Here is a 25,802-nt window from a genome sequence, read left to right on the forward strand (position 1 = left end):
GGTGCACCGCGCACAGTGACGCGGGCGCATCACACCCCGGCCGTGAGCAACCACTCAATGCCGCGATCACCGGATTATGCGTCACCCTCGTCCCTCCAGTCAGGGGGTACCAACACTGCACGCAGCCTACGGGCCACGGGACGAGACCCCCGTCCGTTCCCGGACGCGATGTCATGATCGAGGTATGCGTTTCTTCGAGGCCAGTGAATTCACCGCGGATCGACCGTGGGGAGCCGTCGACATCACCGAGATCGATACCGCGACGATCCGGCTGCACTGGACCGACCAGCCCTACGAATGGCACGTCAACGATGGCCCGGAGGTCTTCGTCGTGCTGGACGGCGCGGTCGACATGCGCTATCGCGAGGGCGGCGAGGAACGAGTCGAACGCTTGACACCCGGCCGCATCTGCTACGCCGAAGTCGGCGATGAGCACGTCGCGCACCCGGCCCCTGAGGCCCGGATCCTCGTCGTCGAACGCAAGGGCAGCGTCTGATCGCGTGGCTGAGCGGCAGCGGACAGAACATCCTGTGGTCGAGCGAATCGGCACAACCGCGGCGGTGGATGTAACCGTCTGCGCCGGAGCACCATTCGGTGCCATGCGACGGCTACGGATGACGTGGGCCGAGAGACCGGTAGGAATATCGGCCGAGGGTCGCAGAATTCGTTGGCACGGCCAGCCCGATAACCGGTGTCGACGGTAGCTCGGCGTGGGCCGGCATGGCCTGCCGGGCAATCAGTCGAGGCTGGTCGAGGCCGGAGCCAGTTCGATGTAACCGTCTATGCCGGAGGCGAATTCGGTTCCCATTGGTTGCAGGAGAGTGACGTGGTCGGCTCCCGCGGCGAGGTGTTCGCGGATCTTGTCGACGATCGAATCCGGTGTGCCGTGTGCGACGAGAGCGTCGACTACACGGTCGTCCGGATCGGTGTTTTCCGCTGTGTCGTAACCGAATTCGGCTATGGCGGAGCGAAAGGAGGGGCGGGCGGACCAGGTGGATACGACCTGCCGGGCGGCGTCTCGGGCTCGGTCGAGGTCGTTGTCGATCACTACGGACAGGCCCACTACCAGCAGTTTGTCAGGGCCGAGCGCCTGCCTGGCCTGCGCGGTGTGTTCCGGAGGTAGTCCGGCGGGTAGTGCGCCGTCGGCGATCTCTCCGGCGAGGGCGAGCATCTTCGGGCCGTTCGCGGCGAGAATTCGTGGATACTCGGAATCCGGTGCGGGGGGCCATGTTTCGGCGTCCATTCCGGCGACGTAGTCGCGCATGGTGGTCAGCGGGCTGCCGAACGGCCGGCCCACGCTGTCGGCCTGTTGCGGGTAGCCGACGCCGAGGCCGAGTACGAAACGGTCCGGGTATGCCTGGGCGAGGTAGGCGGCCGCGCCGTGTGCGGTCTGCGGTGGTCGGGACCAGATGTTGGCCACGCAGGTGCCCACCGTCATGCGTTCGGTGGCGGCCAGCAGGACGGACAGGTGTGTGAAGGCGTCCTTGCCGATGACCTCGTTGGTCCACAGGGCGCGGTAACCGGCGTTTTCGAGGCGGCGGCCCGCGTCGCGCTGAGCGTCGGCCGAGGGCGTGCTGGTGAACGAGACGGGCAGGCTCACGCCGACCGGGCCCAGCGCGCGGCGGGCCGTATCCACGGTGGGGTTGATCGTCATGGGCATTCCTCCGAGTGAATTCGCAGCGAGACGGATACGTCCACTGTGGCGGCGGATCCGACCGGCGATCCAATGAATCTTTCGCATCAGGCATTGCGATTCACGTATCACCGCAGCTTGTGGAGGTCCAAGACGATCCGGTCGCGGCTCGTGCGGGACTACTGTGGCGCTATGACCGATTCGCCGCCCGCAGTGGATCTGGACCTGCGCCTGGTGCACTGCTTCACGCTCGTCGCCGAGCACGGGCATTTCGGTCGCGCCGCCGAGGCCCTGCACGTCACGCAACCGTCGTTGAGCCGACAGATCAACCGGCTCGAAAAGCAACTCGGTGTGCGGCTGCTGGACCGCGGACCGCAGGGCACCCGGCTGACCGAGGCCGGTGAAGTCTTCCTCCCGCAGGCCAGAGCGTTGCTGCGCACCGCAGGCCGGGTCGTCGCGCAGACCCGCGCCGCCGCCCGGCCCGGCCGCGTCACGATCGGCTACACCGGAGACCTGATCATCACGCCCGTCGTGCGCGAGATGCGCCGCCGCCATCCCGACGCCGAGGTACGGGCGCAACACGTGCAGATCACCGATGTGCCCGCCGCACTACTCGATCACCGAGTGGACGCACTGGTCACCCGCCTCCCCTTCCCCACCGAGGGCCTACAGGTCACCGTCCTCTACGACGAACCACGCGTAGTCCTCATGCCGACCGATCATCGCTTAGCGCACAAGGACTTCCTCACCCTCGACGACATAGCCGACGAACCCGTCCCCCGCCTCCGCCGATCCGACCCCGCCTGGAGCGCCTACTGGAACATAGACCCCCGCCCCGACGGCCGCCCCGCCCCCGACGGCCCCATCATCGAAGCCCTCGAAGACAAACTCGAAGTAATCGCCGCCGGAGAAGCCATAGCCATCTTCGCGGGCGGCCCATTCCCCACCCTCCGCCCCGACCTCACCGCACTCCCCCTGCACGGCGTTGACCCCGCCCACGTAGTCCTGGCCACCCGCCGAGACAACCGAAACCGCCTGGTCAACGCCTTCCGCAAATACGCCCAGGAACAACTCAGTGCTTCCGGCGCAACCATCGACTCGTGAACCGCGACAGCGCAGAGTGCGGTACTCGGCGGACCACGCCACAAGACCGCACGGCGGCAACCACCTGCGACGGGTCGGTCGAGCCCCGGCTGCCGAGCTCATCCGGGACAGTCCGGTGTCGCTGCGGGACAAGACCTTAGACAACTCATCGAACACCTTGCGCCGCTGCTCGAACCGTGCTCGCCGAAACGCCAGCACATCGTTCCGATGCAAGCGCGGATAAGATCCGACAACGCCTGCTGGAATCCGTTCCCGGCGAATCAGTTTCACCAGCGATCGGCCGGGCAGTCCTACTACGTCAGCGGCTACCGCACGCCGGGCTGGCGACTGTCGCACCGCGACCCGATGGCCGTAATCTGCACGCACTGCCGCGGCAGAGTCCGGCCATCAGCACGTCGAGGTATCGAATAGTGTTGCGCCCTAAGCGATTCCGGCGACGGATTCGGGGTTGAATTCGTCGCGCCAGCGGATTGCCTCTTCGAGGGTGGTCAGGTCGTAGTCGGGGCCGCCGACGCCTACGGTGAACAGGGTTGCGCCGGCGGCTACCAGGGTCGAGGCGGCTTCGGGGCCGGGCCAGTTCACCGAGCGTTCGATGGCGGCGGGGTCGGTGCCGACGTGGGCGCAGTGGCCGGCGAGGATCTTGGACTTGCGTTCCAGGACTTCGACTTCGGCGAAGGTGTGCCAGATGTCGGCGTATTCGGCCACGAGGCGCAGGGTTTTCTTCTCGCCGCCACCGCCGATCAGGATCGGGATGTCGCGGACCGGCTGGGGGTTGAGTTTGCCGAGGCGGGCGGTCAGGCGTTCCATGTACTCCTTCAGGAGCGCCAAACGTGTTCCGGCGGTGCCGAATTCGTAGCCGTACTCGTCGTAGTCCTTCTCGAACCAGCCCGCGCCGATGCCCAGGATCAGGCGGCCGCCGGAGATGTGGTCCACGGTGCGGGCCATATCGGCGAGCAGGTCGGGGTTGCGGTAGCCGCCGCCGGTGACCAGCGCGCCGAGCTGGACGCGTTCGGTCTGCTCGGCGATCGCGCCGAGCATGGTCCAACATTCGAAATGCGCGCCGTCGGGGTCACCGTAGAGGGGGTAGAAGTGATCCCAGTTGAACACGACGTCCACCCCGGCGTCCTCGGCGCGGCGCACGGCATCGCGGATGAGGTCGTACTCGGGTGCGTGCTGCTGTTGCAGTTGGACTCCGATGCGAATAGGTCGGGTCATGAATGCTCTCCTCGATGTGAGCTGCTCAGCACTGCGAATGACCTACTCGAGGCTACTGCCGGCCGTCCGGAATGTCCGTGCGAGCGCATTCGCCGTCAGCGAACCGGCGGCGCACAGTAGTATCCGTCAGGTGCGGTACCGCCGCACGAACCCTCTACTCGGATCGTCCGGCACGTTCCTGCCGGTGAAGGGATGTTTTCTCATGGCCACGGTCACTTTCGACCACGCGACCCGGGTGTACCCGGGCGCCGCCAAACCCGCCGTCGACGCGTTGGATCTGGAGATCGCCGACGGGGAATTCCTGGTTCTCGTCGGCCCGTCCGGTTGCGGTAAATCGACCTCGCTGCGCATGCTCGCCGGACTCGAGGACGTCGACGGCGGCCGGATCCTGATCGGCGAGAAGGATGTCACCAACGCCGAGCCCAAACAGCGCGATATCGCGATGGTGTTCCAGAACTACGCGCTCTACCCGCACATGACCGTCGCGGAGAACATGGGCTTCGCGCTGAAGATGGCCAAGGTCGCCAAGGCGGAGAAGGAGCAGCGGGTCCGCGAGGCCGCGAAACTCCTCGACCTGGAACAGTTCCTGGACCGCAAGCCCAAGGCGCTGTCCGGTGGCCAGCGGCAGCGCGTCGCGATGGGCCGCGCGATCGTGCGTCAGCCGCAGGTGTTCCTGATGGACGAGCCGCTGTCGAACCTGGACGCCAAGCTGCGCGTGCAGACCCGAACCCAGATCGCGCAGCTGCAACGCCGGCTGGGCACGACCACCGTGTACGTGACGCACGACCAGGTCGAGGCGATGACCATGGGCGACCGGGTCGCGGTGCTCAAGGACGGTCTGCTGCAACAGTGCGCGACCCCCCGCGATCTGTACCGGGACCCGGCGAACCTGTTCGTCGCGGGATTCATGGGCTCGCCGGCGATGAATCTGTTCACCCTGCCGCTCACCGACGGCGCCGCGCAGCTGGGCGGTCACGCGCTACAGGTGCCGCGCACGGTGGCCGATGCGGTGGACGGTGAGGTGGTGGTCGGTATCCGGCCCGAGCACCTCGAGTTCACCGAATCGGGCAAGGGCATCGCGATGGAGGTGGACGTGGTCGAGGAGCTCGGCTCGGACGCCTACGTCTACGGGCGGGCGCTGGAGGAGAACACCTCGGGCACAGAGGAATCCATCGTGGCGCGGGTCGACTGGCGCAAACCGCCGACCAAGGGCGACAAGCTCTCGCTCACCGCGGATCCGGAGCACGTCTACTTCTTCGCGCCAGCGGACGGCAAGCGGCTCAACTGATTTCGACTCGGCCGGACCCGGGTCAGTCGCGGGTCCGGCCGCGCCGCCACTGCTTGTTCAGGCGGATCCGCAGATTGTCCATCGGGACCTCGTTTCCGGCCGCGCTGCGGATCTCCACGCGGACCGGTTCGCTGGTGTCGTCCTCCACGCGTTCGAGCGGCGGCGTCCCGCCCTGTAGATATTGATCGCCCCACTGCCACAGGGCCAGCACGACCGGGATCGCATCGCGGCCCATCTCGGTGAGCACATATTCGTTGCGGGTGCGTTTGCCCTCCTCGCGGTAGGGCTGTTTGCGCAGTAGACCCGCCGTGGTGAGTTTGCGCAGGGCCGCGGCCGCGGCGGCGTCGGTGATGCCGACGCGTTCGGCGAATCCGTCGAACCGGGTGGTGCCGTAGAGGGCCTCGCGCAGGATCAGGATCGCCGAGCGGGTGCCGATGACGTCCAGCGCCTTGACGACCGAACATCCCTCCGGCTTCCACGAGCGCAGATCACGTAACGGTCCTTCGAGCACAGCGGGCATGACGCACATCATACATATCTGACTTGTGGTGAGTATCGTCAGCTGCCTACCCTGGCTATAGAACGACTTAGTGAGACCGCATCGTCGCGGTCGGTCGGAAGGAATCGCCATGAGAGACGCAGTGATCGTCGAGGCCGTGCGCACCCCGATCGGCAAGGGCAAGTCGGCCGGCGCGCTGCACGGGGTGCATCCGGTGGACCTGCTCGCCCACAGCCTGCGGGAGGTGGTGCGACGAAGCGGTATCGATCCGGTGCAGATCGACGACGTGATCGGCGGCGTGGTCACCCAGGTCGGCGAACAGTCCGTCAACATCACCCGGCGCGCCACGCTGGCCGCGGGATATCCCGAATCGGTGCCCGCGACGACCGTGGACCGGCAGTGCGGGAGCAGCCAGCAGGCCATCCACTTCGCCGCGCAGGGCGTGCTCTCCGGTGCGTACGACGTCGTGGTGGCGGCCGGGCTGGAATCGATGAGCCGGGTGCCGATGGGGTCGAGCGTGGCCGGGGCGACCGATATCGACGGGGTCGCGTTCGCCGAGCGTTATCCGGAAGGGCTTGTGCCACAGGGGATCAGCGCGGAGTTGATCGCGTCACGATGGAAGATCGAGCGCACGGCGCTGGACGAGTTCTCGCTGGCCAGTCACGAGAAGGCCGCGGCGGCGACGAAGAACGGGTCCTTCGATGCGGAACTCGCACCGCTGGAAGGCTTGTCGACGGACGAGGGCATCCGCCTCGGCAGCACGATCGAGACGCTGGGCGCGCTGCGTCCGGCCTTCTACACACCCGAATACGCCGCCCGATTCCCGGAGATCGGCTGGAACATCACCGCCGCCAACGCGAGCCAGATCAACGACGGCAGCGCCGCGGTCCTGATCATGACCAGCGAGAAGGCCGCCCAGCTGGGCCTGACCCCGCTGGCCCGGCTGCACAGCTTCGCCGTCGCGGGCGACGACCCGCTGCTGATGCTCACCGCCGTCATCCCGGCGACCCGAAAGGTATTGGAACGCAGCGGTTTGCGGCTGTCCGACATCGACCTGTTCGAAGTCAACGAAGCCTTCGCCGCGGTAGTCCTGGCCTGGGCCGCCGACACCGGCGCGGACCTGAGCCGCGTCAACGTGCACGGCGGCGCGATCGCCCTCGGGCATCCACTCGGCGCGTCCGGGGCACGCCTGGCCACCACCCTCGTGCACGCCATGCGCGAACGCGGCGCACGTTTCGGGCTACAGACCATGTGCGAGGCAGGCGGCCTGGCCAACGCCATGATCCTGGAGACGCTGTGATCTGCTGATTCGGAACTAGGCACGATCGGGGCCGGTTCGGGGCTTCCCGAACCGGTCCTGCGTCACGTTCCCATCCGGTTGGCCCCCTGTTCCCGAGAAAATGATCGAAGTCACCGACATCTGCCCTCGCCACGGCGGGCCAGCGCGCACAACCGTTCGGAGCGTTGTCCGACCTCGCGAAGCGCCGCGTCGAACGTTTCGGTCGTCGCCGTGATCCCGACGACTTCGGCTACGGCGGCCAGCGCCTGTTCGTCGAGGTCGATAAGGGTTTCGACCGTTGTCATCCCACAACCTTCGCAGACCGGCGACCATCCCGGATTAGGCTCTGTCGGGTGAGCGAGCGCAGCGAACGGACAGCAGGCATGGTCGGGGCCGGTGAGGTGGCCACATGGGCGAGTTGATCGATCCTGAATCCGCGCACGTCTACGCGATTCCGATGCGGAGTCGGTTTCGGGGGATCACGGTGCGGGAGGGGATGGTGTTCGAGGGGCCGCTGGGGTGGGGGGAGTTCTGTGCGTTTCCGGAGTACGGGGATCGGGAGGCGGCGGGGTGGCTGGCTACCGCTGTCGAGCAGGTCACCGTGGGGTGGCCGGCGGCGGTGCGGGATCGGGTCGCGGTGAATTGCACTGTGCCCGCGGTGGATTCGGAGCGGGCGTATGCGCTGGTCGCGGGGTCGGGGTGCCGCACGGCGAAGGTGAAGGTGGCCGATCATCCCGAATCGCTGGCCGAGGATCTCGAGCGGGTGGCCGCGGTGCGTGCGGCGCTCGGGCCCGAGGGGGCGATTCGAGTGGATGCCAACGCGCTGTGGGATGTCGACACCGCTGTCGAACGACTCACGCAGATCGACAGGGCCGCAGGCGGTTTGGAATACGCCGAGCAGCCGTGCCGGACGATCGAGGAGTTGGCGCAGGTGCGGCGGCGAGTGGACGTTCGGATCGCCGCGGACGAATCCATTCGGCGGGCCGAGGACCCGCTGCGCGTCGCGGTGGCCGGGGCCGCCGATGTCGCCGTGCTGAAATGCACTCCGCTGGGCGGGGTTCGGCGCGCGTTGCGGGTGGCCGAGGCGGCGGGGCTGCCGTGCGTGGTCTCCTCGGCGCTGGAGACCAGCGTCGGCCTGTCGGCCCAGCTCGCACTGGCCGGAGCCCTGCCGAACCTCGAATTCGCCTGCGGGCTGGGCACGGTGAATCTCTTCGAGGGCGATACGGTCACCGATTCGCTTCGCCCGATCGACGGATACCTGCCCGTCCCGCGCACCGCACCTGCCCCGGATCCCGAACTCCTGCAACGTTTCCGGCATCCCGACCCCGAGCGCACCCGATGGTGGCGAGAGCGCCTCGCCCGTGTCCAGCGGCTGTTACCCGCGGCCTGAGCGACGAGATCAGCTCTCGCAGGTCCGATACCTGCTGCCGCTGCTCGAGATATGCACCCTGCGGAAAGCACTCCGACGGCACCCTGTCGAACGGTGCGATGGGCTCAGTCCTCCAACCGCCGCGCGTCCCCTCCGAGCAGCGCGGCGCGTCTTGAAGTGGCTGCTGGACAACATGATCGAGTACGAGGTCAGCCGTGTGGGCAGCGGGCGATCCGATGAGGTCGTCGAGCCACGCGTTCTCGCCAGGGCGGACGCCGATCCGGATCTGTCCGCAGGAGAATCGAACGCCGCACGACCGGTTGCGATTCGCGACTCAGCTCAGACGCACACCGCACCCCAGCAGCGAGGTGCGCAGCACCAGCGCCGCCTCCGGCCCGATGACGCCGTCCACCAATTCCAGATACCGAGAACAGAATTCGGGTCCGTGCGGCGCGCGATCGGCTCCCGGCTCGCCGAGATGATGGGCGATCTCGTGCAGAATCACCAATTCTCGCAGTGCCCAAGCACTTCCACCGGTGTGCAGCGGAACCGCGAGCACCGCACCTTCGGCCTCGTAATGCGCGGCCCCGGCGCCTGCCCGCGCCCGGACCGTCACCACCTCGCTGGACCGAACCCATTGCGCCCGAACCCAATTCAGCGACAAAACCAGATCGACGTAATTCTGCACCGATTCCACCGAAGCGAACCGCCGCTCCACCGGCAACGTGATCTGCGACCCGTACAACTCCACGGTCCGGGCCCCAGCCTCATCGGCCCGATCGAACATCCGCCGCACCAACCCCTCGGCGTCGTACACCCGGGCCCGCTGCCCGTCCCGCGCGCTCACGACGCCGCACCGCACGGCACAGAACCCGACACGAGATCACCCGTCTCTTCGGGCCATGCGCCACCGCCACTCCGCGCCCGCGAGGCGACGGCCGCCGAGCCCCTCGCCCGCCTACGGAGTCTTCGTGACATCGGCGCACACGCGTCGAGCCTGAGCACCGCTTTCCACCAGCTCATCGTTCTCACGAGTCGAGTTGCCCACGCGCCGCGCCGAGTTCGGGGGAGGAACCCAGCCGGGCGGCTCGACCCGCGCGGTCACCGGCACGCCGGGCGCCGGGCGAATATCCGGTGGACTCCTGCGGCCCGCGCCACGTGCCGCGCGCTTCGGAGGTCCGGGTGTAGAAGCTGGTCAGTTCGAGTTCCTTGTCGCGCAGGGCTATCGCGGTGCCGGTCGACGCGGTGGGCTCGGCCTGGACCTCCGCCTCCACATCGGCCTTGACGGTCGCCAGCCGACGGCCGACACGCGCGGCGAAGGCCATCTGGAAATTCAGCCGGGCTGTCACGGCCGCGACCGGGGCACGCACCCGCCGCTGCACCTTGCGGCCGTACCGCTTCTCGACGACGACCTTCTCCACCATCGCCGACCGGTACTGCCCGGACTTGATGTAGAGATCCGACGCACGCACCATCTGCACCAGCAGACTCGCGTACAGCGCCTCGCACGCGGCGATATCGGAGTCGAACCCGTACGCGTACACCTGCGTCGAGGTGCGGGCAACGTCGCAGCGCACATCATTGGCGGCGGCGATCGCGACGAACAACTGCACATAGGTGCGCAGCCCGCGCTTGCCCGCCTCGCCGATCGCGATCACCCGCTGCACCGGCGTCGCGCGACGCTCACGGCCCGTCACGTGCGCACGCGCCACCGCCAGATCGATGGACGAGCGGGTCGCCAGGCGCTGCGCCGCGGCGAGGAACGCTTCGGCCTCGTGCTCGTTGTCGGTCGACTCCGCCTGCCGCAGCAGTCCACCGATACGCGTGAGCAACTTGTCCTGAGTTGGCTGAGTCGACATCGCGGCCCAGGATACGAGAACCCACGGACAACTTTCGCCGGGTCCGCCGGTTCGTGCGAGCACGATGTCCGGTAGTCGGTCGGCGGGAATGGTTCGCCGTCCAGCGCCGATGACCGGTCATCCGCCCGGGCTGGGCATGTCCGCATCGCGCGGCCCGGCTGCCGGACACCTCGGCGCCGCCGGGCAGAATGCGGTCGAAAACCGTTTGAACTCAACGAGTTCGGATATCGCTCGCGCGCGCGATCTGTCGGCGTCTTGGTAAAATGAGCGGCATTTGCCGTAGCTTTGCGGCGGTACGCGAAGGGATCCGTGTGACCGATCCGGAATATCAGCTGGAACGCGTCTCCACGAGGGATGTCGAGACGAAGTCCGACCGGACCGAACTCTGGCGGAACTATCTGCGTACCAGGCAGGGGTGCGTTCGGCTCACCTTCCGAAACGGCAACGACGACTTCTACTCATCGGCCTCGGCCCAGAAAGTCGGCCACTGGCAGCTCGTCCAGTTCGAGTCCGATCCGCTGGATTACCAGCGCTCCGCGCGAGATGTGCGAGACGACGGCGATGACAGCCACCGGCTCCTCATCCCGCTGAACGGGGAATTCCAGCTGGCACAACGTGACTCCGCGGAAATCGTCCATCCCGGCGCCATCGCGTTCTTCCACTGGGGCTACCCCCTCTACATGCGGCAGGACGGACCGCTTCGTGCGCTGATCATGACCGTCCCCGAGAACTCGATCGCGCTCGACCGCGCCGCGGGAGCCCCGCTCGCCCTGGACGAGGGACGGCCGCTGGTACGGATGCTCGGGCATCAGGTCCGTGCGCTCGCCGCCAACCGGCAGGACTGGACGGCACAGGATTTCACGGTGGCATTCACCAGCGCGCTCACGCTGCTCGAGGGGGCGCTCGACCCGGCCCGGCCGGTCGCACCCGACAACCTGGCGGTCCGGGCGCGTGCGTTCATGGAGCGCCACGCGAACGACCACACGGTGACGCCGGAGGCCATCGCCGCGATGTGCGGCTGCTCGGCTCGGACGCTGCGAAACGCGCTGCGGGAAGCCGGGGACGCTCCGCCGGCCGCGATGCTGCGCACGATCCGCCTCGACCGCGCACGTCGGCGGCTGTCCACTCCGCTTCCCGTGGATATGGACAGGATCGCCGCCGAGACGGGGTTCAGCACAACACGCAGGTTCCGGGAGAGCTTTCAGCAACGTTTCGGACTCAGCCCGGCCCGGATGCGGGAACAGCTGTTCGATGGGGACACCAAGAGATAGCCGAAAGCCGTTGGCGGCCAGGGATGCCGCGATCCGCGGCTCACTTGCCGAAAAACGTCGCAAGTCTGCCGGAAAACGGTAGAGACCCCACCGCGCCGACATCTACCGTTTGTGCGGTGGTACCGCCGACGACGTCGCCGGCGTCGGAGGGTGCCTCGACGTGCCGTCGGCGGATCGGACACGAGGCTACGAGAGAGCGAAGGGGGCTCTCTCGCAGCGTCGCGAAAGGGGCCGCCCACCCGGTCGCCACACCTTCGTTCGCGCATCCGGCACAGAGGTATTCGGCCGATAACGAGAACCGGACGACACGATGGGCCGCGGACGATGTATCTTGCCTTGTGCAACCGGCTGAGTGTGCCGGCGCTCACGGCTCCGCGTCGCCGCCGCTCGGCTCCACCGTTCGCGCCAAGGCAGCTGCGGCTCGTCTCGACCCTGGAGTATCGATGGCATTGAACAAGGTGAGGTCACGACGCTCGTCACGGACCTCCCGCGCCGCTCTGGCCGCCGCTTCGGCGGCTCTGCTCACCGCGACCCTCGCGAGTGGGTGTTCGAGCAACAGCGGCAGCAACCCGACCAGTCAGGACCTCGACGGCCGCGGCCCGATCACCTACGTCGAGGGTAAGGACACCTCGCAGACCGGTGCGGTCAAGCAGCTCATCGATCGCTGGAACGCCGCCCACCCGTCCGAGAAGGTCACCTTCAAGGAACAGTCCAACGACGCCTCCCAGCAGCACGACGACATGGCCCAGCACCTGCAGGCCAAGCAGTCGGACTACGACGTGATGGCGCTGGACGTCACCTGGACCGCCGAGTTCGCGGCCAAGGGCTGGATCCAGCCGCTGAAGGATTCCTTCTCGATCGACACCTCCACCCTGCTGTCCCCGACCGTGGCCAGCGCCACCTACAAGGGCAATCTGTACGCCGCGCCGCTGAACACCAACGGCGGACTGCTGTACTACCGCAAGGATCTGGTGCCCAACGCGCCCAAGACCTGGACCGAGATGATGGCGGACTGCAACGTCGCCAAGGACCACAATGTCGGTTGCTACGCAGGGCAGTTCGCGCCCTACGAGGGTCTGACGGTGAACAGCGCCGAGGTGATCAACGCCTACGGCGGCACCTTCGTCGGCCCGGACGGCAAGACACCCACCATCGACAGCCCGCAGGCCCGCGCCGGTCTGCAGGTGCTGACCGACGCGTACCAGAAGGGCGACATCCCCAAGGAGGCCATCTCCTTCGAGGAGCCCGAGAGCCAGAACGCCTTCGCCCAGGGCAAACTGCTGTTCCTGCGCACCTGGCCGAACTTCTACGGTGTGGCACAGGCCGATTCGTCCGCGGTGAAGGGTGAGGTCGGCGTCGCCGCGCTGCCCGGCAAGGACGGGATCGGCGCCTCCACGCTCGGTGGTTACAACGCCGCCATCAGCGCGTATTCCAAGCACAAGGCCACCGCGCTGGACTTCCTGCGCTTCCTGATCAGCGAGGACGCCCAGCACATCGTCGCCGAGGGCGCGTACCCGCCGGTGCGGTCCTCGCTGTACGACGATCCGGCGCTGATCGCGAAGTTCCCGTACCTGCCGACGCTGAAGGATTCGATCGCCAGCGCCGTGCCGCGGCCGGTGACCCCGTTCTATCCGGCGGTGTCGAAGGCCATCCAGGACAACGCCTATGCTGCGATCACCGGGAGGAAGACGGTCGACGCCGCGATCACCGGCATGCAGAAGGGTATCGAGGCCGCCGGTTCCTGACCGCGAGAGCGCCTGTGCCGAGCCGAGTCCCGTAGGAGAGAGAAACGGTGTCAGATCCTTCGGGAACGTCGGGGTCCACGCGCGTGGACGAGTCCGCGAGCGAATCACCGACACAGCCCGATGTTCCGGCCGGTAATCGGAAGTCCCCGACCGCCGGCGCGCTGAGCAGGCTGCCCGGCTCGGCGCGCGCCTGGGTGTTCGTCGCTCCGGTGCTGCTGGCCCTGGCCGTGGTCATCGGTTACCCGGTGGTGCGGGCGGTGATCATGTCTTTCCAGAAGGACTCCGGGCTCGATCCGGCGACGGGCATGTTCGTCAACGGCGGCAGTGCCGGATTCAGCAATTACACGCACTGGCTGCTGCAGCAGTGCGCGCTGCCCGCGGGCGGCACCGAAACCTGCCCGACCGGCAATCTCGGCTCGCAGTTCTGGGCCGCGATCCTGGTGACCCTGCTGTTCACCGTCATCACGGTGACGCTCGAGGCGGTCATCGGGCTGGGTATGGCGACGGTGATGGGCAAGACGTTCAAGGGCCGGGCGCTGCTGCGGGCGGCGGTGCTGATCCCGTGGGCCATCCCGACCGCGGTCACCGCGCGGCTGTGGGAGTTCATGTTCCAGTACGACGGCGTGGTGAATCGCGTTCTCGGAACGCACATTCTGTGGCAGACCGATCCCCTGTGGTCGCGGTTCGCGGTGATCATCGCCGACGTGTGGAAGACGACGCCGTTCATGGCGTTGCTGATCCTCGCCGGTCTGCAGGTGATCCCGGCCGACGTGTACGAGGCCGCGCGAGTGGACGGCGCGTCGGCGTGGCAGCGGTTCACCCAGATCACCCTGCCGCTGCTCAAACCCGCACTGCTGGTGGCGATCCTGTTCCGCACGATGGACGCGCTGCGGCTGTACGATCTGCCCGCCATCATGACGCGGGGCAATCAGCACACCCAGACCCTGTCCATCCTGGTCGTCGACCAGGTGCGTCAGGGGGCCAACAGCGCATCGGCACTGTCGGTGATCACCTTCCTGCTGATCTTCGCGGTCGCGTTCGTGCTGGTGAAGGTGCTGGGCGCGAATGCGGTTGCGACACAGGAAGAACAGCGGAGGGCGCACTGATGAGCGACACCGGATTCGCCGATGCCGTCACCGTGCCGGAAACCGCCGGGGCGGTCACGGCGCGAGTGCCGATGAGCAGGCGGATGCGTTCCACGAGTACGTATGTCGGCGCGCTGATCATCCTGGTGTGGGGCCTGGGGCCGTTCTACTGGATGGCGGTCACCGCCTTCCGCGATCCGAACTACACGTTCGACAACACCCCGTGGCCGACGCATCTGACGACGGAGAACTTCAAGAACGCGTTCGACACCAGCCGCGGCAACAACTTCGGCCGGGCGCTGACCAACAGCGTCGTCATCGGCGCGGCCACCACGGTGATCGCGCTACTGATCGGCATGATGGCCGCATATGCCTTGGCGCGCATCACCTTCCGCGGCAAGACCCTGGTCGCCGGGCTGGTGCTGAGCGCGTCGATGTTCCCGGTGGTCGTCCTGGTGACGCCGCTGTTCCAGTTGTTCACCGATATCGGCTGGCTCGGTCACTACCAGGCGATGATCATCCCGAACATCTCGTTCGTCCTGCCGATGACGGTGTACGTGCTGGCCTCGTTCTTCGCCGAACTCCCGTGGGAACTCGAGGAGGCCGCGCGGATCGACGGCGCGGGCCGCTTCCAGGCGTTCCGCCTCGTGATGCTGCCCCTGGCCGCCCCCGCGGTGTTCACCACCGCGATCCTGGCCTTCATCGCCGCGGTGAACGAATACCTGCTGTCCAGTCTGCTGTCCTCCGACGCGACCGAACCGGTCACCGTCGCCATCGCCCGTTTCTCCGGCAACGACCCACTGGTCCAGCCGTACACGGCGATCATGGCCGCCGGGATCATCGTCACCGTTCCGCTGGTCATCATGGTCCTGTTCTTCCAGCGCCGCATCATCTCCGGCCTCACCGCGGGCGGCGTCAAGAGCTAGCTCGACACGTCACCGCCGGGGTCGTCCCGGACGATTTCAGCGGTGGTGAATGGATTCCACGGTGAACAGGTGCGGATCGAAGTGGTCGGCGACGGCCGCGGCCTCCTTCATGTGCACCCGCGCCGTGGGGTCGGAGAACATCTCGCGGTAGGCGTCGGCGGATTCCCACTGGGCGTAGTTGACCACGCGGGTGCCGTCGTCGCTCGCGTGGATATTGGCGGACACGAAACCCGGCTTGTGCCGCATCACCTCGTCGGTGGCCCGGGTCAACAGCTCGACCAGGGTGCGCTGCCTTTCGGGTTGGACGGTGAAGACGTTGATCAGGGTGGTGAGCTGGGCGTCGGTCGTGATGGTGGTCATGACGATCTCTCCTTCATGTCAGGATCATTACATGAATCATTATGTGTAAGGTTCCTGTCATGAGTCAAGAGGATGTCAGCCGACGGATCGGATATCTGATCAAACAGGCGCAGCAGACTTTCCACCGCGCATGCGAGGAACGCCTGCGTCCCTTGGGCCTGACCATGTCCCAATACGCGGTCCTGCGCGCCCTGTCCGACGTCCCCGGCGCACCGGCCGCCGAACTCGCCCGCCGCACCTTCGTGACCCGCCAATCACTGCGCGACGTGCTGAACGGACTGCAGAAGGCGGGCCTGGCCACCGTCGCGGACCAGCCCACCACCGGCCGCTCCCGCCCGGTCACCCTCACCGAATCCGGCCGCTCCCAACTGAATCGGGCCGACGCCATCGTGATGGAGATGGACACCCGCATGACCGAAGACCTGACCCACGCGGATCTTCGGCGCCTGGCCGCACTCCTGAACACCTGCATCGAAAACCTCACCTGAGGACGAAATCGGGCCGATCCACCGGATGGCACCGCGGGCAGTCGGCAGCTCATCCCCTCCCCACGAAACGACTGTGCGACTCATCCTGACGAGCCGACCAACGATGAGCAGCTCATCCCGTCAGCACCGAGCTGTCCGGCCGGCAACGAATCATCGTTCCGACCTGCGGCATCAGGCCGTGTGCGCGGCCCGTGCTGCCGGTGATCGCGCTGGGGTCTTACGCTGGTAGTCGATTTCTGTCGTGCGGTTGTTCGATCACCTTGTTCTGGTAGTCCGAGGAGATGATCGTGAGCTCGATCCGTATGCGGTGGCGGGGCGGTGGACGCAAGCCCGCGCCTTATGCCTCACTCGCGGGCTGGAACGAGCTTCCGGGGCGAGGCGGGGGGCAGCACACGGCTCCGCAGCGGCGGCACAGGACCGAGGGCGGCGAGCCCGCGCACGAGCGGCCGCGGCGGACTCGGGGACAGCGGATCCGGCGATTGGTGTCGGCGCTGTTCGTGATTTTCTTCGTGATTCCGGCGTTGGTGCTGGTATTGGCCTACTGGAGTGCGGAGGTGCCCGCGCCGGATGCGGTGCAGTCCAATCAGATCGCCACCATCACCGCCGACGACGGCACCACCGTATTGGCGAGAATCGTTCCGCCGGAAGGCAATCGGACGCCGGTGCCGTTGGCGCAGGTGCCGATTCCGGTGCGGGACGCGGTGCTGTCGGCGGAGGATCGGAACTTCTACACCAATCCCGGGTATTCGACCTCGGCGTTCCTGCGCGCGGCGCGGGACAACCTGCTCGGCCGCGACGATGCCGGGGGCGGGTCCACGATCACCCAGCAGTATGTCAAGAACGCGTTCCTGAGCTCCGAGCGCACCCTCTCGCGCAAGGTCCGTGAGCTGATCATCTCGGCGAAGATGGCGCGGCAGTGGAGCAAGGACGACATCCTCGCCGCCTACCTGAACACCATCTACTACGGTCGCGGCGCGTACGGGATCGCGGCCGCGGCGCGCGCCTACTTCGCCGAACCGGTGCCGGAGCTGACCCCGGCCGAGGGGGCGGTGCTGGCCGCGGTGATCCGCACGCCCTCGCTGCTGGATCCGGAAACGCACATGCCGCAGCTGCGGGAGCGCTGGAACTATGTGCTCGACGGCATGGTGCGCATGGGCAAGATGACCGCGAAAGATCGTGCGGCGACGCAGTTTCCGCGGATCGCACCGGTCAGCGCGTTCACCGACGACGCCGCGCACAATGCCAACGGGCTGATCCGCACCCAGGTCCTCGCCGAGTTGCGCAGCGCCGGGATCAGCCAGCAGGAGATCGACACCGGCGCACTGCACATCACCACCACCATCGACCCGCGCGCCCAGCAGTCCGCCCTGGACGCGGTGCACAACACGCTGAGCTCGCAGCCCGCGCAGCTGCGCAGCGCTGTGGTGTCGGTCGACCCGCGTTCGGGCGCGCTGCGCGCCTACTACGGCGGGGACGACGGCGTCGGCTTCGATTTCGCGCAGGCGCCGCTGCAGACCGGGTCCTCGTTCAAGACCTTCGCGGTGCTGGCCGCGCTGCAACAGGGGATTCCGATGTCGTATCGGATCAACAGCGCGCCGGTGACGGTGAACGGCGTCGCGGTCACCAATGTGGAGGGTGAATCCTGCGGGACGTGTTCGTTGGCCGAGGCGTTCAAACGGTCGCTGAACACCAGCTTCTACCGGCTCGCCGAGACGATCGGCCCGCAGGCCATCGCCGACGCGGCGCATCAGGCCGGAATTCCGGAGCGGATTCCGGGCATCGCGGGCGGCACGCTCAGCGAGAACGGCGGGCCGCCGAACCTGGCGATCGTGCTGGGCGCGTATTCGGTGCGTCCGCTGGATATGGCCGTGGCGTACGCGACGGTCGCCGATTCGGGGATGTATCACACGCCGTTCATCGTGCAGCGCGTCGTCGCCGGGGACGGCCGGGTGCTGCTGGACCGCGGCGTGCCGGGCAAGGATCAACTTCCCGCGCAGCAACGGATTCCGCCGCAGGTCGCAGATACGACGATCGCGGCGATGCTGCCGATCGCGGCGTACTCCAACGGTCACGCCCTCGCGGGTCGCCCCGCCGCCGCCAAGACCGGCACCACCCAGCTCGGCGACACCGGGGCCAACAAGGACGCCTGGATGGTCGGGTTCACCCCGTCGCTGTCGACGGCGGTGTGGGTCGGCACCGCTCAGTCCCAGGCCATCCGAACCTCCGGCGGCGCGGCGATCTACGGCTCGGGCCTGCCCTCGGACATCTGGAAGAGAACGATGGACGGGGCCCTGTCCGGCACGCCCGCCGAACGTTTCCCGACCGCCGCCCCCGACGAAACGCAGGGCCCCTTCATCGCCACACCGCCGTCATCCGAACAACCCCACGGCCCGTTCGACATCCTCGCCCCGCCCAGCACCACGCCTCGCCGCCGCACGCCGGTTCCCGCACCCGCACCCACACCGGTTCCCGCACCCCCTCCCCCGCCTCGCCAGGTCGAGATATTCCCCGGTCTGCACGTCCCCGTGCCGGGGTGAGCGAGCACGCGGAACCGCTGTCTCATCCGATCGAGACCGCCCGGTTCGTATATCCCGATTCCCGTCCACCCGCCGCAACCCAGCCCTTGCCGGGACCTCGGTCTCACCGATCGCTATCGGGTCGAGATCATCTCCGGCCGCTGTGTCACAGTCCCCGACTAAGCTCGGGGAACGGAGCACGCATCGGCAGCACTGCCGTGGACCGGCCCAGTGTGGGCCAGTCAGCCGACACGCATAGGATCACCTAAAGCAGGGACACAACAACCCCAGGTCACCCGATTTCCGCCCACCCCGAAACACTCCGACCCCGGCTGGGGCCCGCCCCGGGCCCGGACCGACGGAGCGAAGGAGCGCAGCGACTGAGTGGAGAAGGGAAGGCCGGGGCCAATAGGGCCCAGCCCGCCGGAGCGGAGTGGAGGCCAGAGATACTAGACATAGGGGCGACACCGGTGGATTTCAATATCGTCGAGCGCCACGAGACGCTGGTGGCAGGCACCGTCCTGCGCAGCCCGGCGCTGGCGGTCGAGGGCCCGCGCCGATTGAAGGTGGAGGAAGCCTGGCGGCACAACCTCAAGCGCGATCTGCCGGGGCCTCCGGCGAGCGCGTACGTCGATCACGCGCCGGAGATCGGCTCGTATCTGACGCATATCGTCGGCTATCGCTGCCGGAGCCTCGACGATCTGTTACCCGGTGATGTGCTCGCGCGCGTGCCGGGCGGCCGGTTCGCGCGATTCGTCCGCAGCGGAGACAACCTGGGCGACACCATCGTGTCGGTGTGGCGTGCGGTCTGGGATCTCGAGACCGCGGGTGCGCTGGTGCGCGCCTACACCGGCGATTTCGAGCATTATCCGGATCAGCGCACGGTCGAGGTTTTCGTTGCGCTGGCCGACGACGACACGGGCGAGAAGTAGGGCGCGAATATGGATTTCGAGATAGTCACCCTCGGTGAGAGCCTCGTCGGCGGACTCACCGTTCCGCTGGCCGGTCGCGAGGTGGCCGCCCGCGACCTGGATCTGGTCAACTTCACCTGGGACAGATACCTGTCGCGGGATAAGAACGCCCAGCGCGTAGCCGCCTACGTCGGGCAGAACGACCACGCGGTCGCCGTCTTGGGCTACGAACTCACCGCCAAGGATCAGCTCGACACCGGCGACGTCCTGACCCGGATCCCGGCCGGCCGCTACGCCAAATTCGTGGTGTCCGACAAACCGTACGACCTACTGCGCACGGCCTGGGCGAAGGTCGCCAAGGCCGAGGCCGCGGGCACCATCACCCGCTCCCACCGCGCGGAGCTGGAGCGCTACACCGGCCCCGCTTCCGTAGAGGTCTTCGTCTCCCTGGACTGAGTTGTATTTTCGGCCTCGGCTTCGCCGCGGCGGGGCCGGGGCCCTGTCGACCCCGGCCAAGAGCCGGCGTTGTCCGGGATGAGCGGAACTCAGGTGCGCTGAGATGTTCTGCCTCATACGCTCCGGCGGGACCGGTGTCAGGAGTTGGCGTTGTGCGAGGTCGGTTCCTCGACATGCGTGCTCAGCGGTCAGTGATGGGTTTTGGCGGCAGCGACAAGTGCTGCGCGGTCGGTGACGACGATTCGGCCGCGTCGTAGCTCGACGATGTCGCGGTCCTCCAACTCGCGCAGGATCTTGTTGGCGGTGACGCGGGTGGTTCCGGCCATGGACGCCAGATCATCCTGGGTGAGGCGAATTTCGGCGATCGGTGAGCGGCCGCCGTAGATTCGGGCGAGGTTGACCAGGCGTCGGATCACCCGGGCCTCGACCGGCAGGTACAGGGCCTCGAGCACCATGCCGGAGAGGCGGCGAACCTGTTCGACGAGGGTGTCGGTGAGCATGCGCTCGATATCCGGATAGGTCGCGCGCAATGCGGTCAGCTGGGCGCGGCTGAGACTGAGGGTCTCCGCGTTCTCGGCTGCCTCGACGGTGGCGGTGCGTTTGGCCTCGGGGCTGAGCAGGGCCAGTTCGCCGAACGCGTCGCCGGGTCCGATGACGGTCAGCGTCGCGGTGTAGCCGAGCGGGGTGGCCACGCGGATCAGCAGCAGCCCGGATACGACCAGATGCAGTGTGTCGCCGGGATCGCCTTCGTGACAAAGGATTTCGCGACGTTTGAACCGCCGCGGCGTGCACGAGGCGAGCAGCTGACGTCGCTCGCCGTCCGCCAGGCCGCGCAGCAGTGCGAATTCGGTCGTCATCGCAGACCCTCCAGGACGTAGCAGGTGACCGGCTCGCGTCGGCCCTTGACGGTGATGCCGCCCAGCGTCCGCACCGCGGCCCGCGGACCGAGCTGCGCATACGTCGTCGAGCCGATCACCACCGTGCCGGGTTCGGCCACCCCCTCCAAGCGCGCCGCGAGATTGGTGGTGTCGCCGATCGCGGTGTAGTTGCGCATCTGCGCCGCACCGACATTGCCCACGAGCGCGGGCCCGGAGTTGACCCCGACCCGGAAACGCGGCCAGTCCGGTCGTCCCGCCGCGATCCGCCCGACGGCGTACTGCAACCCCAGCCCGGCGCGAGCCGCACGCATCGCGTGATCGGGCTGCGGATTGGGCGCGTTGAACACCGCCATCACCGCATCGCCGACGAATTGCACCACCGTCCCGCCCTCGCCCAGGATGACCGGCACGATCGCACCGTAATAGGTGTTCAGCATCTGCACCACCGCCGCGGGATCGGTGTTCTCCGCGAACGGCGTGAACCCCGACAGGTCCGCCATCAGCACGCTGACCTCGGCTATCCGCCCGCCGAGATCGGCCTGCGCGGGATCGGCGAGCAGTTCGGTCGCCACCGCCGGGGACATGTACGACCGGAACAGCTCGTCCAGCTGCCCGTACAGTCGTGCGTTCTGGGCCAGGACCGCGAATTGCCTTTCGGTGAGCCCGAATCGGCGCGAGAGCCGCACTCCGACCGGGCCCAGCGGCTCCTGCGCGGGCACCCCGCTCGCGGCCCGCTCGCGCAGGATGCCGACCATCTCGGTGAGCGCACGCGCGTAGTCCCGTTCGAGCGAGGCCATGGTCTGCCGCAGCGTGACGCTGTCGAACAGGCCCAGCGCCGACCCCTCCCGCCGGAACTGCAGGTGACTGCTGACGGCGATCAGCGCGAACGCCACCACCATCAGCACATGCCATTCCCACCACGAGGTCCGCCAGCTGCGCCCGAATCCGACCGCGAGCAGCGCCTCGATCAACAACACGAAGGTCGTGCAGATGGTCAGCAGCAGCAGCGCGCGCCGCCGGACGAACTGCCAGGCATACGCGATCGCCGCGCCCAGGTAGCACAGCGCGCCCACCGCCGCGATGCCCACCAGCGGGCCGGAAGATTCTGTGGCACTCGGCGTTCCGTTCAAGGGGGGTAGCCGGGTCAGCGAGATCGCCGACCAGACAACGAAACTCAGCGCCGGTAGCGAGGACAGCAACCAGGTCAGCCGATTCAAGCGCGCGACGGTTTCCGGCCCGTATTCCACGGCCGAGGCCAGCGCGGCGATCCCGCCGAGGGTCAGCCCGATCGGCACCGCGTACACGAAACCGGCATTGGGCGAGTTCAGGATCACCCCCGGCGTGGCGATCGCGTGCAGCGCGAGGAATCCGGCGGAGAACTGGAACGTCAGCGAGACGAGCATCAACCGGACGTCCCGGCGGGCGCGCGCGGCACGAAACAGGATGGTGCCCAACCCCGTTGCGAGCACCGCCGCGGCCAGCACCAGCCAGAAATGCTGCACATGATGTTCGTAGTGAGCGTCGAGCATCGGATCGGCGACGAGCAACCACAGCCCCACCGCGGGCAGCGACACCGCCGTCACCCACGTGAGCGCCCTCACTTTGAACACCCATAGAACCTACTGTGTTTTCTGCCTCCGCTCCGCTCCGGCGGGCCGCGGCCCTCGTGACCCCGGTCCCTCCCTCCGCTTCCCCGCTTCGGTCAGTCCAGGACCGGGGCGGGCCCGGCCAGGAGCTGGCGTCGTCCGGGGTGGGTCGAACTCAGGTGCGCTGAGATGTTCTGCCTCATGGACTCCGGCTTGATGACGCCCCCTGTGCTGCGCCGCCGCAGGCTAGGCGATACGGGTATTCTGCTGTGCCCCAGGGTGATACGCCACTCGGCCCACCTTCCGCTCCCTCGGATCCGGAACGAGGTGGGAGGTGGGCCGAGCTGAGGCGCAACGGACGAGCGAGGCGCCCCGGGGACCAAGGATGACAGGGCCCCGCCCGCGGCGAAGCGGAGGCCGAAAATACAGCCTCAGCGGCCGCGGAACCAGTCGAAGTCGAAGCCGCGGTGGTGGTCGCGGTAGTTCTCCCAGTCGCGGTGGTGGCCGCCGTGCCAGACGTAGCGGTCGCAGAAGTTGTAGTAGTGCCAGTTGAAGTTGTTGTTCCAGCCGCAGTACGAGTCACCCCACCAGGTGTGCGCCGGGTGGACGACCGTGGCATGCACCGGCTCGGCGGCAGTGGGTGTGGCGGAAGCGATTCCGGCTCCCGCACCGGCGATGGCGGCGGTGGCCGCGGCGACGGCGGCGATGCGGCGGATCTTGCTGATCATGTTGTGCTCCAAGTTGTTTCGCTCTGGTTGGCAAGGTGATACCTATCCTGCCGACCCGCGAGCGGAAGTACTGCCAGCACGGCGACGCTCACTGTGTAAACCTCGATACACAACGCTGAAACGCAAAACGCGCGAACAACGATGCGCCCCCGGAAATCCCAGGGGCGCATCGAATTCGCGAAGCCGGATCAGGCGTTGATGATGAACGCCTCGAGCTCGGTGCGGGCCACATCGTCGGCCAGCTGCTTCGGCGGGGACTTCATCAGGTAGGCCGAGGCCGGGATGACCGGCCCGCCGATGCCGCGATCCTTGGCGATCTTGGCCGCGCGCACCGCGTCGATGATGATGCCCGCCGAGTTCGGCGAATCCCACACCTCGAGCTTGTACTCCAGGTTCAGCGGAACGTCACCGAAGGCGCGGCCCTCGAGGCGCACATACGCCCACTTGCGGTCGTCCAGCCAGCCGACGTGGTCGGACGGGCCGATGTGCACGTCGTTCGCGCCCAGTTCCTTCTTCAGGTTGCTGGTCACGGCCTGGGTCTTGGAGATCTTCTTGGACTCCAGGCGCTCGCGCTCGAGCATGTTCTTGAAGTCCATGTTGCCGCCGACGTTCAGCTGCATGGTGCGATCGAGCTGCACGCCGCGGTCCTCGAACAGCTTGGCCATGACGCGGTGGGTGATGGTCGCGCCGACCTGACTCTTGATGTCGTCACCGACGATCGGGACACCGGCGTCGACGAACTTCTGCGCCCATTCCGGATCCGAGGCGATGAAGACCGGCAGCGCGTTCACGAATGCGACATTGGCGTCGATGGCACATTGCGCATAGAACTTGTCCGCCTCTTCCGAACCGACCGGAAGGTACGAAACAAGGACATCGACCTGTGCGTCCTTCAGCGCCTGCACCATGTTCACCGGCTCGGCCTCGGACAGCTCGATGGTCTCGGCGTAGTACTTGCCGATGCCGTCCAGCGTCGGGCCGCGCTGCACGGTGACCCCGGTCGGCGGCACGTCGGAGATCTTGATGGTGTTGTTCTCGCTGGCGAAGATCGCGTCGGACAGGTCGAAACCGACCTTCTTGGCATCGACGTCGAACGCGGCGACGAACTTCACATCGCGAACATGGTAGGGGCCGAACTTGACGTGCATCAGGCCGGGCACGGTCGCGCTCTCGTCCGCGTCCTGGTAGTACTGCACGCCCTGGACCAGCGAGGAGGCGCAGTTGCCCACGCCTACGATGGCCACGCGAATCTCGGACCCGACGCTCGCACCGGTGGCCTGTGCGGCCGTGTTGACATCACTCATGGCCGGTATTTCCCTCTTTCTGTGGTGCCGCCTTCATCGATTGCTCCGCGGCGATCAATTCGTTGAGCCAGCGCACTTCGCGCTCGCTTGATTCGAGGCCGAGCTGGTGCAGCTGGCGGGTGTAGCGATCCAGGGTTCCGCTGGCCCGCTTGATCGCCTCCCGCAGCCCCTCCCGGCGCTCTTCGACCTGCCGGCGCCGGCCCTCCAGGATCCGCATCCGCGCCTCGGCGGGGGTGCGACCGAAGAAGGCCAGGTGAACGCCGAACCCGTCGTCGGTGTAGTTCTGCGGCCCGGTGTCGGCGAGCAGCTCGCTGAAGCGCTCTCGGCCGGGCTCGGTCAGCTGGTAGACCCGCCGCGCCCGCCTGGTCACCGCGCCGGCCGGGGACTCCTCGGCGATCAACCCGTCGGCCTGCATGCGGCGCAGGGTCGGGTAGAGCGACCCGTAGGAGAAGGCCCGGAACGGCCCGAGCAACCCGGTGAGTCGTTTGCGCAGCTCGTAGCCGTGCATGGGCGCTTCCAGGAGCAGCCCGAGAATCGCGAGTTCGAGCACGGGCCTCACCTCCTGACTGTCGTACGCGGACCGCACCTGTGGATGCAATGACAAACTATATCGTGCCGATATAGTAACAAACACGTCGGCTCGACACATCGAATCGTGCGGGACGGATCCGAAGCCCCGACCCCACAGCGGGGGTTGATGCGCACCGCTACTCTGGAGGCCGTGCGAATTCAGCGGCAGGTAGTGGACTATGCGCTTCGGCGCCGGTCGCTGCTGGCCGATGTCTATGCGGGCCGCGTAGCTGTCAGCGAGGTCTGCGATGCGAATCCTTATCTGCTGCGCGCGGCGAAGTTTCACGGACGGGGTAGTGATGTCACCTGCCCCATCTGCCGGAAAGAGCAGCTCACTCTCGTATCGTGGGTCTACGGCGACGGACTGGGACCGGTCGCAGGCTCGGCCCGCACGCCCGAGGAATTGATCCGGCTGGCGGAGACTCGCGAAGAGTTCTCGGTGCACGTGGTCGAGGTGTGCCGCAGCTGCAGCTGGAACCATTTGGTGCAGTCCTATGTGCTCGGGCACGCACCGGCGCCCACGCGTCGACGCACCGGCGCCCGTCGGACCGCCGCCGAGTGATGTGTATCGCGCCCGCGGACCGCCCCGGCGAGCCCGCGGCAGTTGTGATCGGCCGCCACCCGGACCGTTTCGAGTTATGGAGATCCGAGCTGTGACTTCGCCCTACGACGATGGACCGTCCGGCGGCCGCGCCAACCGCGGTCCGCAATCCGGCCCCGGCGGTTACCCCC

Annotated in this window: 26 protein-coding genes; 14 read left to right on the plus strand and 12 right to left on the minus strand. The window is 67.4% G+C overall.

Going from position 1 to position 25,802, the window contains the following annotated elements:
- Positions 1 to 184 precede the first annotated feature (184 nt).
- The gene (locus NM2_RS31195; RefSeq protein ID WP_067676389.1) at positions 185 to 496 is read left to right on the plus strand and encodes a cupin domain-containing protein; all 312 of its coding nucleotides are present in this window, start codon (positions 185 to 187) and stop codon (positions 494 to 496) included.
- A gap of 240 nt (positions 497 to 736) precedes the next feature.
- Here the strand turns inward: NM2_RS31195 and NM2_RS31200 are convergent, their stop codons facing one another.
- Complete coding sequence (locus NM2_RS31200) at positions 737 to 1,648, minus strand: TIGR03620 family F420-dependent LLM class oxidoreductase (protein WP_067676444.1); 912 nt, start codon at positions 1,646 to 1,648, stop codon at positions 737 to 739.
- Between the two features lie 177 nt (positions 1,649 to 1,825).
- Between NM2_RS31200 and NM2_RS31205 the strand changes: the two genes are divergently transcribed.
- Positions 1,826 to 2,737 carry a LysR family transcriptional regulator gene (locus tag NM2_RS31205; protein ID WP_067676447.1) on the plus strand — a complete coding sequence of 304 codons (912 nt, stop codon included), beginning with the start codon at positions 1,826 to 1,828 and terminating at the stop codon, positions 2,735 to 2,737.
- 420 nt (positions 2,738 to 3,157) lie between these two features.
- Here NM2_RS31205 and NM2_RS31210 read toward each other — a convergent pair whose 3' ends face one another.
- On the minus strand, positions 3,158 to 3,952 hold the full coding sequence (locus NM2_RS31210) for an LLM class F420-dependent oxidoreductase (protein WP_067676392.1): 795 nt from the start codon (positions 3,950 to 3,952) through the stop codon (positions 3,158 to 3,160).
- Positions 3,953 to 4,154: 202 nt separating this feature from the next.
- Between NM2_RS31210 and NM2_RS31215 the strand changes: the two genes are divergently transcribed.
- Positions 4,155 to 5,240, plus strand: coding sequence for an ABC transporter ATP-binding protein (locus tag NM2_RS31215; RefSeq protein ID WP_067676450.1), 1,086 nt, complete (start codon positions 4,155 to 4,157; stop codon positions 5,238 to 5,240).
- A gap of 22 nt (positions 5,241 to 5,262) precedes the next feature.
- On the opposite strand, the gene NM2_RS31220 is transcribed toward NM2_RS31215, so the two are convergent.
- Positions 5,263 to 5,760 carry a winged helix-turn-helix transcriptional regulator gene (locus NM2_RS31220; protein ID WP_067676453.1) on the minus strand — a complete coding sequence of 166 codons (498 nt, stop codon included), beginning with the start codon at positions 5,758 to 5,760 and terminating at the stop codon, positions 5,263 to 5,265.
- A 109-nt stretch (positions 5,761 to 5,869) separates the two neighbouring features.
- Here NM2_RS31220 and NM2_RS31225 point away from each other — a divergent pair, with 109 nt between their 5' ends.
- Positions 5,870 to 7,039 carry a thiolase family protein gene (locus tag NM2_RS31225; RefSeq protein ID WP_067676395.1) on the plus strand — a complete coding sequence of 390 codons (1,170 nt, stop codon included), beginning with the start codon at positions 5,870 to 5,872 and terminating at the stop codon, positions 7,037 to 7,039.
- Between the two features lie 110 nt (positions 7,040 to 7,149).
- Here the strand turns inward: NM2_RS31225 and NM2_RS50380 are convergent, their stop codons facing one another.
- A complete protein-coding gene (locus NM2_RS50380; protein ID WP_169816269.1) occupies positions 7,150 to 7,323 on the minus strand; it encodes a hypothetical protein in 174 nt (57 codons plus the stop codon).
- A 104-nt stretch (positions 7,324 to 7,427) separates the two neighbouring features.
- Between NM2_RS50380 and NM2_RS31230 the strand changes: the two genes are divergently transcribed.
- Positions 7,428 to 8,408, plus strand: a complete 981-nt coding sequence (locus NM2_RS31230) for an o-succinylbenzoate synthase (protein ID WP_067676398.1) — start codon at positions 7,428 to 7,430, stop codon at positions 8,406 to 8,408.
- A 313-nt stretch (positions 8,409 to 8,721) separates the two neighbouring features.
- Here the strand turns inward: NM2_RS31230 and NM2_RS31235 are convergent, their stop codons facing one another.
- Positions 8,722 to 9,234, minus strand: a complete 513-nt coding sequence (locus NM2_RS31235) for a TIGR04338 family metallohydrolase (protein WP_067676401.1) — start codon at positions 9,232 to 9,234, stop codon at positions 8,722 to 8,724.
- A 181-nt stretch (positions 9,235 to 9,415) separates the two neighbouring features.
- Positions 9,416 to 10,246 carry a DUF2786 domain-containing protein gene (locus NM2_RS31240; protein ID WP_067676404.1) on the minus strand — a complete coding sequence of 277 codons (831 nt, stop codon included), beginning with the start codon at positions 10,244 to 10,246 and terminating at the stop codon, positions 9,416 to 9,418.
- A 311-nt stretch (positions 10,247 to 10,557) separates the two neighbouring features.
- Between NM2_RS31240 and NM2_RS31245 the strand changes: the two genes are divergently transcribed.
- The 4 genes from NM2_RS31245 to NM2_RS31260 all read left to right on the plus strand — a co-directional run bounded on the left by NM2_RS31245 (position 10,558) and on the right by NM2_RS31260 (position 15,273).
- Entirely contained in the window at positions 10,558 to 11,517 is a 960-nt protein-coding gene (locus NM2_RS31245; RefSeq protein WP_067676407.1) for an AraC family transcriptional regulator, read from the plus strand.
- 443 nt (positions 11,518 to 11,960) lie between these two features.
- Positions 11,961 to 13,262, plus strand: coding sequence for an ABC transporter substrate-binding protein (locus NM2_RS31250; RefSeq protein WP_067676410.1), 1,302 nt, complete (start codon positions 11,961 to 11,963; stop codon positions 13,260 to 13,262).
- 161 nt (positions 13,263 to 13,423) lie between these two features.
- Positions 13,424 to 14,368, plus strand: a complete 945-nt coding sequence (locus NM2_RS31255; RefSeq protein ID WP_067676456.1) for a carbohydrate ABC transporter permease — start codon at positions 13,424 to 13,426, stop codon at positions 14,366 to 14,368.
- A gap of 71 nt (positions 14,369 to 14,439) precedes the next feature.
- A complete protein-coding gene (locus NM2_RS31260; protein ID WP_439956948.1) occupies positions 14,440 to 15,273 on the plus strand; it encodes a carbohydrate ABC transporter permease in 834 nt (277 codons plus the stop codon).
- A gap of 36 nt (positions 15,274 to 15,309) precedes the next feature.
- Here the strand turns inward: NM2_RS31260 and NM2_RS31265 are convergent, their stop codons facing one another.
- Positions 15,310 to 15,633, minus strand: a complete 324-nt coding sequence (locus NM2_RS31265) for an antibiotic biosynthesis monooxygenase (RefSeq protein ID WP_067676413.1) — start codon at positions 15,631 to 15,633, stop codon at positions 15,310 to 15,312.
- A 59-nt stretch (positions 15,634 to 15,692) separates the two neighbouring features.
- Between NM2_RS31265 and NM2_RS31270 the strand changes: the two genes are divergently transcribed.
- The 4 genes from NM2_RS31270 to NM2_RS31285 all read left to right on the plus strand — a co-directional run bounded on the left by NM2_RS31270 (position 15,693) and on the right by NM2_RS31285 (position 20,004).
- On the plus strand, positions 15,693 to 16,121 hold the full coding sequence (locus NM2_RS31270) for a MarR family winged helix-turn-helix transcriptional regulator (RefSeq protein WP_067676416.1): 429 nt from the start codon (positions 15,693 to 15,695) through the stop codon (positions 16,119 to 16,121).
- Between the two features lie 281 nt (positions 16,122 to 16,402).
- A complete protein-coding gene (locus NM2_RS31275) occupies positions 16,403 to 18,658 on the plus strand; it encodes a transglycosylase domain-containing protein (RefSeq protein WP_067676419.1) in 2,256 nt (751 codons plus the stop codon).
- A 449-nt stretch (positions 18,659 to 19,107) separates the two neighbouring features.
- A complete protein-coding gene (locus NM2_RS31280) occupies positions 19,108 to 19,569 on the plus strand; it encodes a GyrI-like domain-containing protein (RefSeq protein WP_067676422.1) in 462 nt (153 codons plus the stop codon).
- A 9-nt stretch (positions 19,570 to 19,578) separates the two neighbouring features.
- Positions 19,579 to 20,004 carry a GyrI-like domain-containing protein gene (locus NM2_RS31285; protein ID WP_067676425.1) on the plus strand — a complete coding sequence of 142 codons (426 nt, stop codon included), beginning with the start codon at positions 19,579 to 19,581 and terminating at the stop codon, positions 20,002 to 20,004.
- Positions 20,005 to 20,192: 188 nt separating this feature from the next.
- On the opposite strand, the gene NM2_RS31290 is transcribed toward NM2_RS31285, so the two are convergent.
- The 5 genes from NM2_RS31290 to NM2_RS31310 all read right to left on the minus strand — a co-directional run bounded on the left by NM2_RS31290 (position 20,193) and on the right by NM2_RS31310 (position 25,050).
- On the minus strand, positions 20,193 to 20,861 hold the full coding sequence (locus NM2_RS31290; RefSeq protein WP_067676428.1) for a Crp/Fnr family transcriptional regulator: 669 nt from the start codon (positions 20,859 to 20,861) through the stop codon (positions 20,193 to 20,195).
- Complete coding sequence (locus NM2_RS31295) at positions 20,858 to 22,492, minus strand: adenylate/guanylate cyclase domain-containing protein (RefSeq protein WP_067676431.1); 1,635 nt, start codon at positions 22,490 to 22,492, stop codon at positions 20,858 to 20,860. Before NM2_RS31295 ends, NM2_RS31290 begins: the two co-directional genes overlap by 4 nt.
- Before the next feature lie 407 nt (positions 22,493 to 22,899).
- The gene (locus tag NM2_RS31300; protein ID WP_157121425.1) at positions 22,900 to 23,196 is read right to left on the minus strand and encodes a hypothetical protein; all 297 of its coding nucleotides are present in this window, start codon (positions 23,194 to 23,196) and stop codon (positions 22,900 to 22,902) included.
- 188 nt (positions 23,197 to 23,384) lie between these two features.
- Positions 23,385 to 24,500: an inositol-3-phosphate synthase gene (locus NM2_RS31305; protein ID WP_067676437.1), complete on the minus strand. Its 1,116-nt coding sequence runs from the start codon at positions 24,498 to 24,500 to the stop codon at positions 23,385 to 23,387.
- A complete protein-coding gene (locus NM2_RS31310) occupies positions 24,493 to 25,050 on the minus strand; it encodes a PadR family transcriptional regulator (RefSeq protein WP_067676462.1) in 558 nt (185 codons plus the stop codon). Before NM2_RS31310 ends, NM2_RS31305 begins: the two co-directional genes overlap by 8 nt.
- A gap of 147 nt (positions 25,051 to 25,197) precedes the next feature.
- On the opposite strand from NM2_RS31310, the gene NM2_RS31315 reads away from it, so the two are divergent.
- Positions 25,198 to 25,632 carry a DUF5318 domain-containing protein gene (locus NM2_RS31315; RefSeq protein ID WP_067676441.1) on the plus strand — a complete coding sequence of 145 codons (435 nt, stop codon included), beginning with the start codon at positions 25,198 to 25,200 and terminating at the stop codon, positions 25,630 to 25,632.
- The last annotated feature ends 170 nt before the right edge of the window (positions 25,633 to 25,802 follow it).

The sequence above is a fragment of the Nocardia miyunensis NBRC 108239 genome (assembly GCF_001613065.1).
In the GTDB taxonomy this organism is placed as follows: Bacteria; Actinomycetota; Actinomycetes; order Mycobacteriales; family Mycobacteriaceae; genus Nocardia; species Nocardia miyunensis.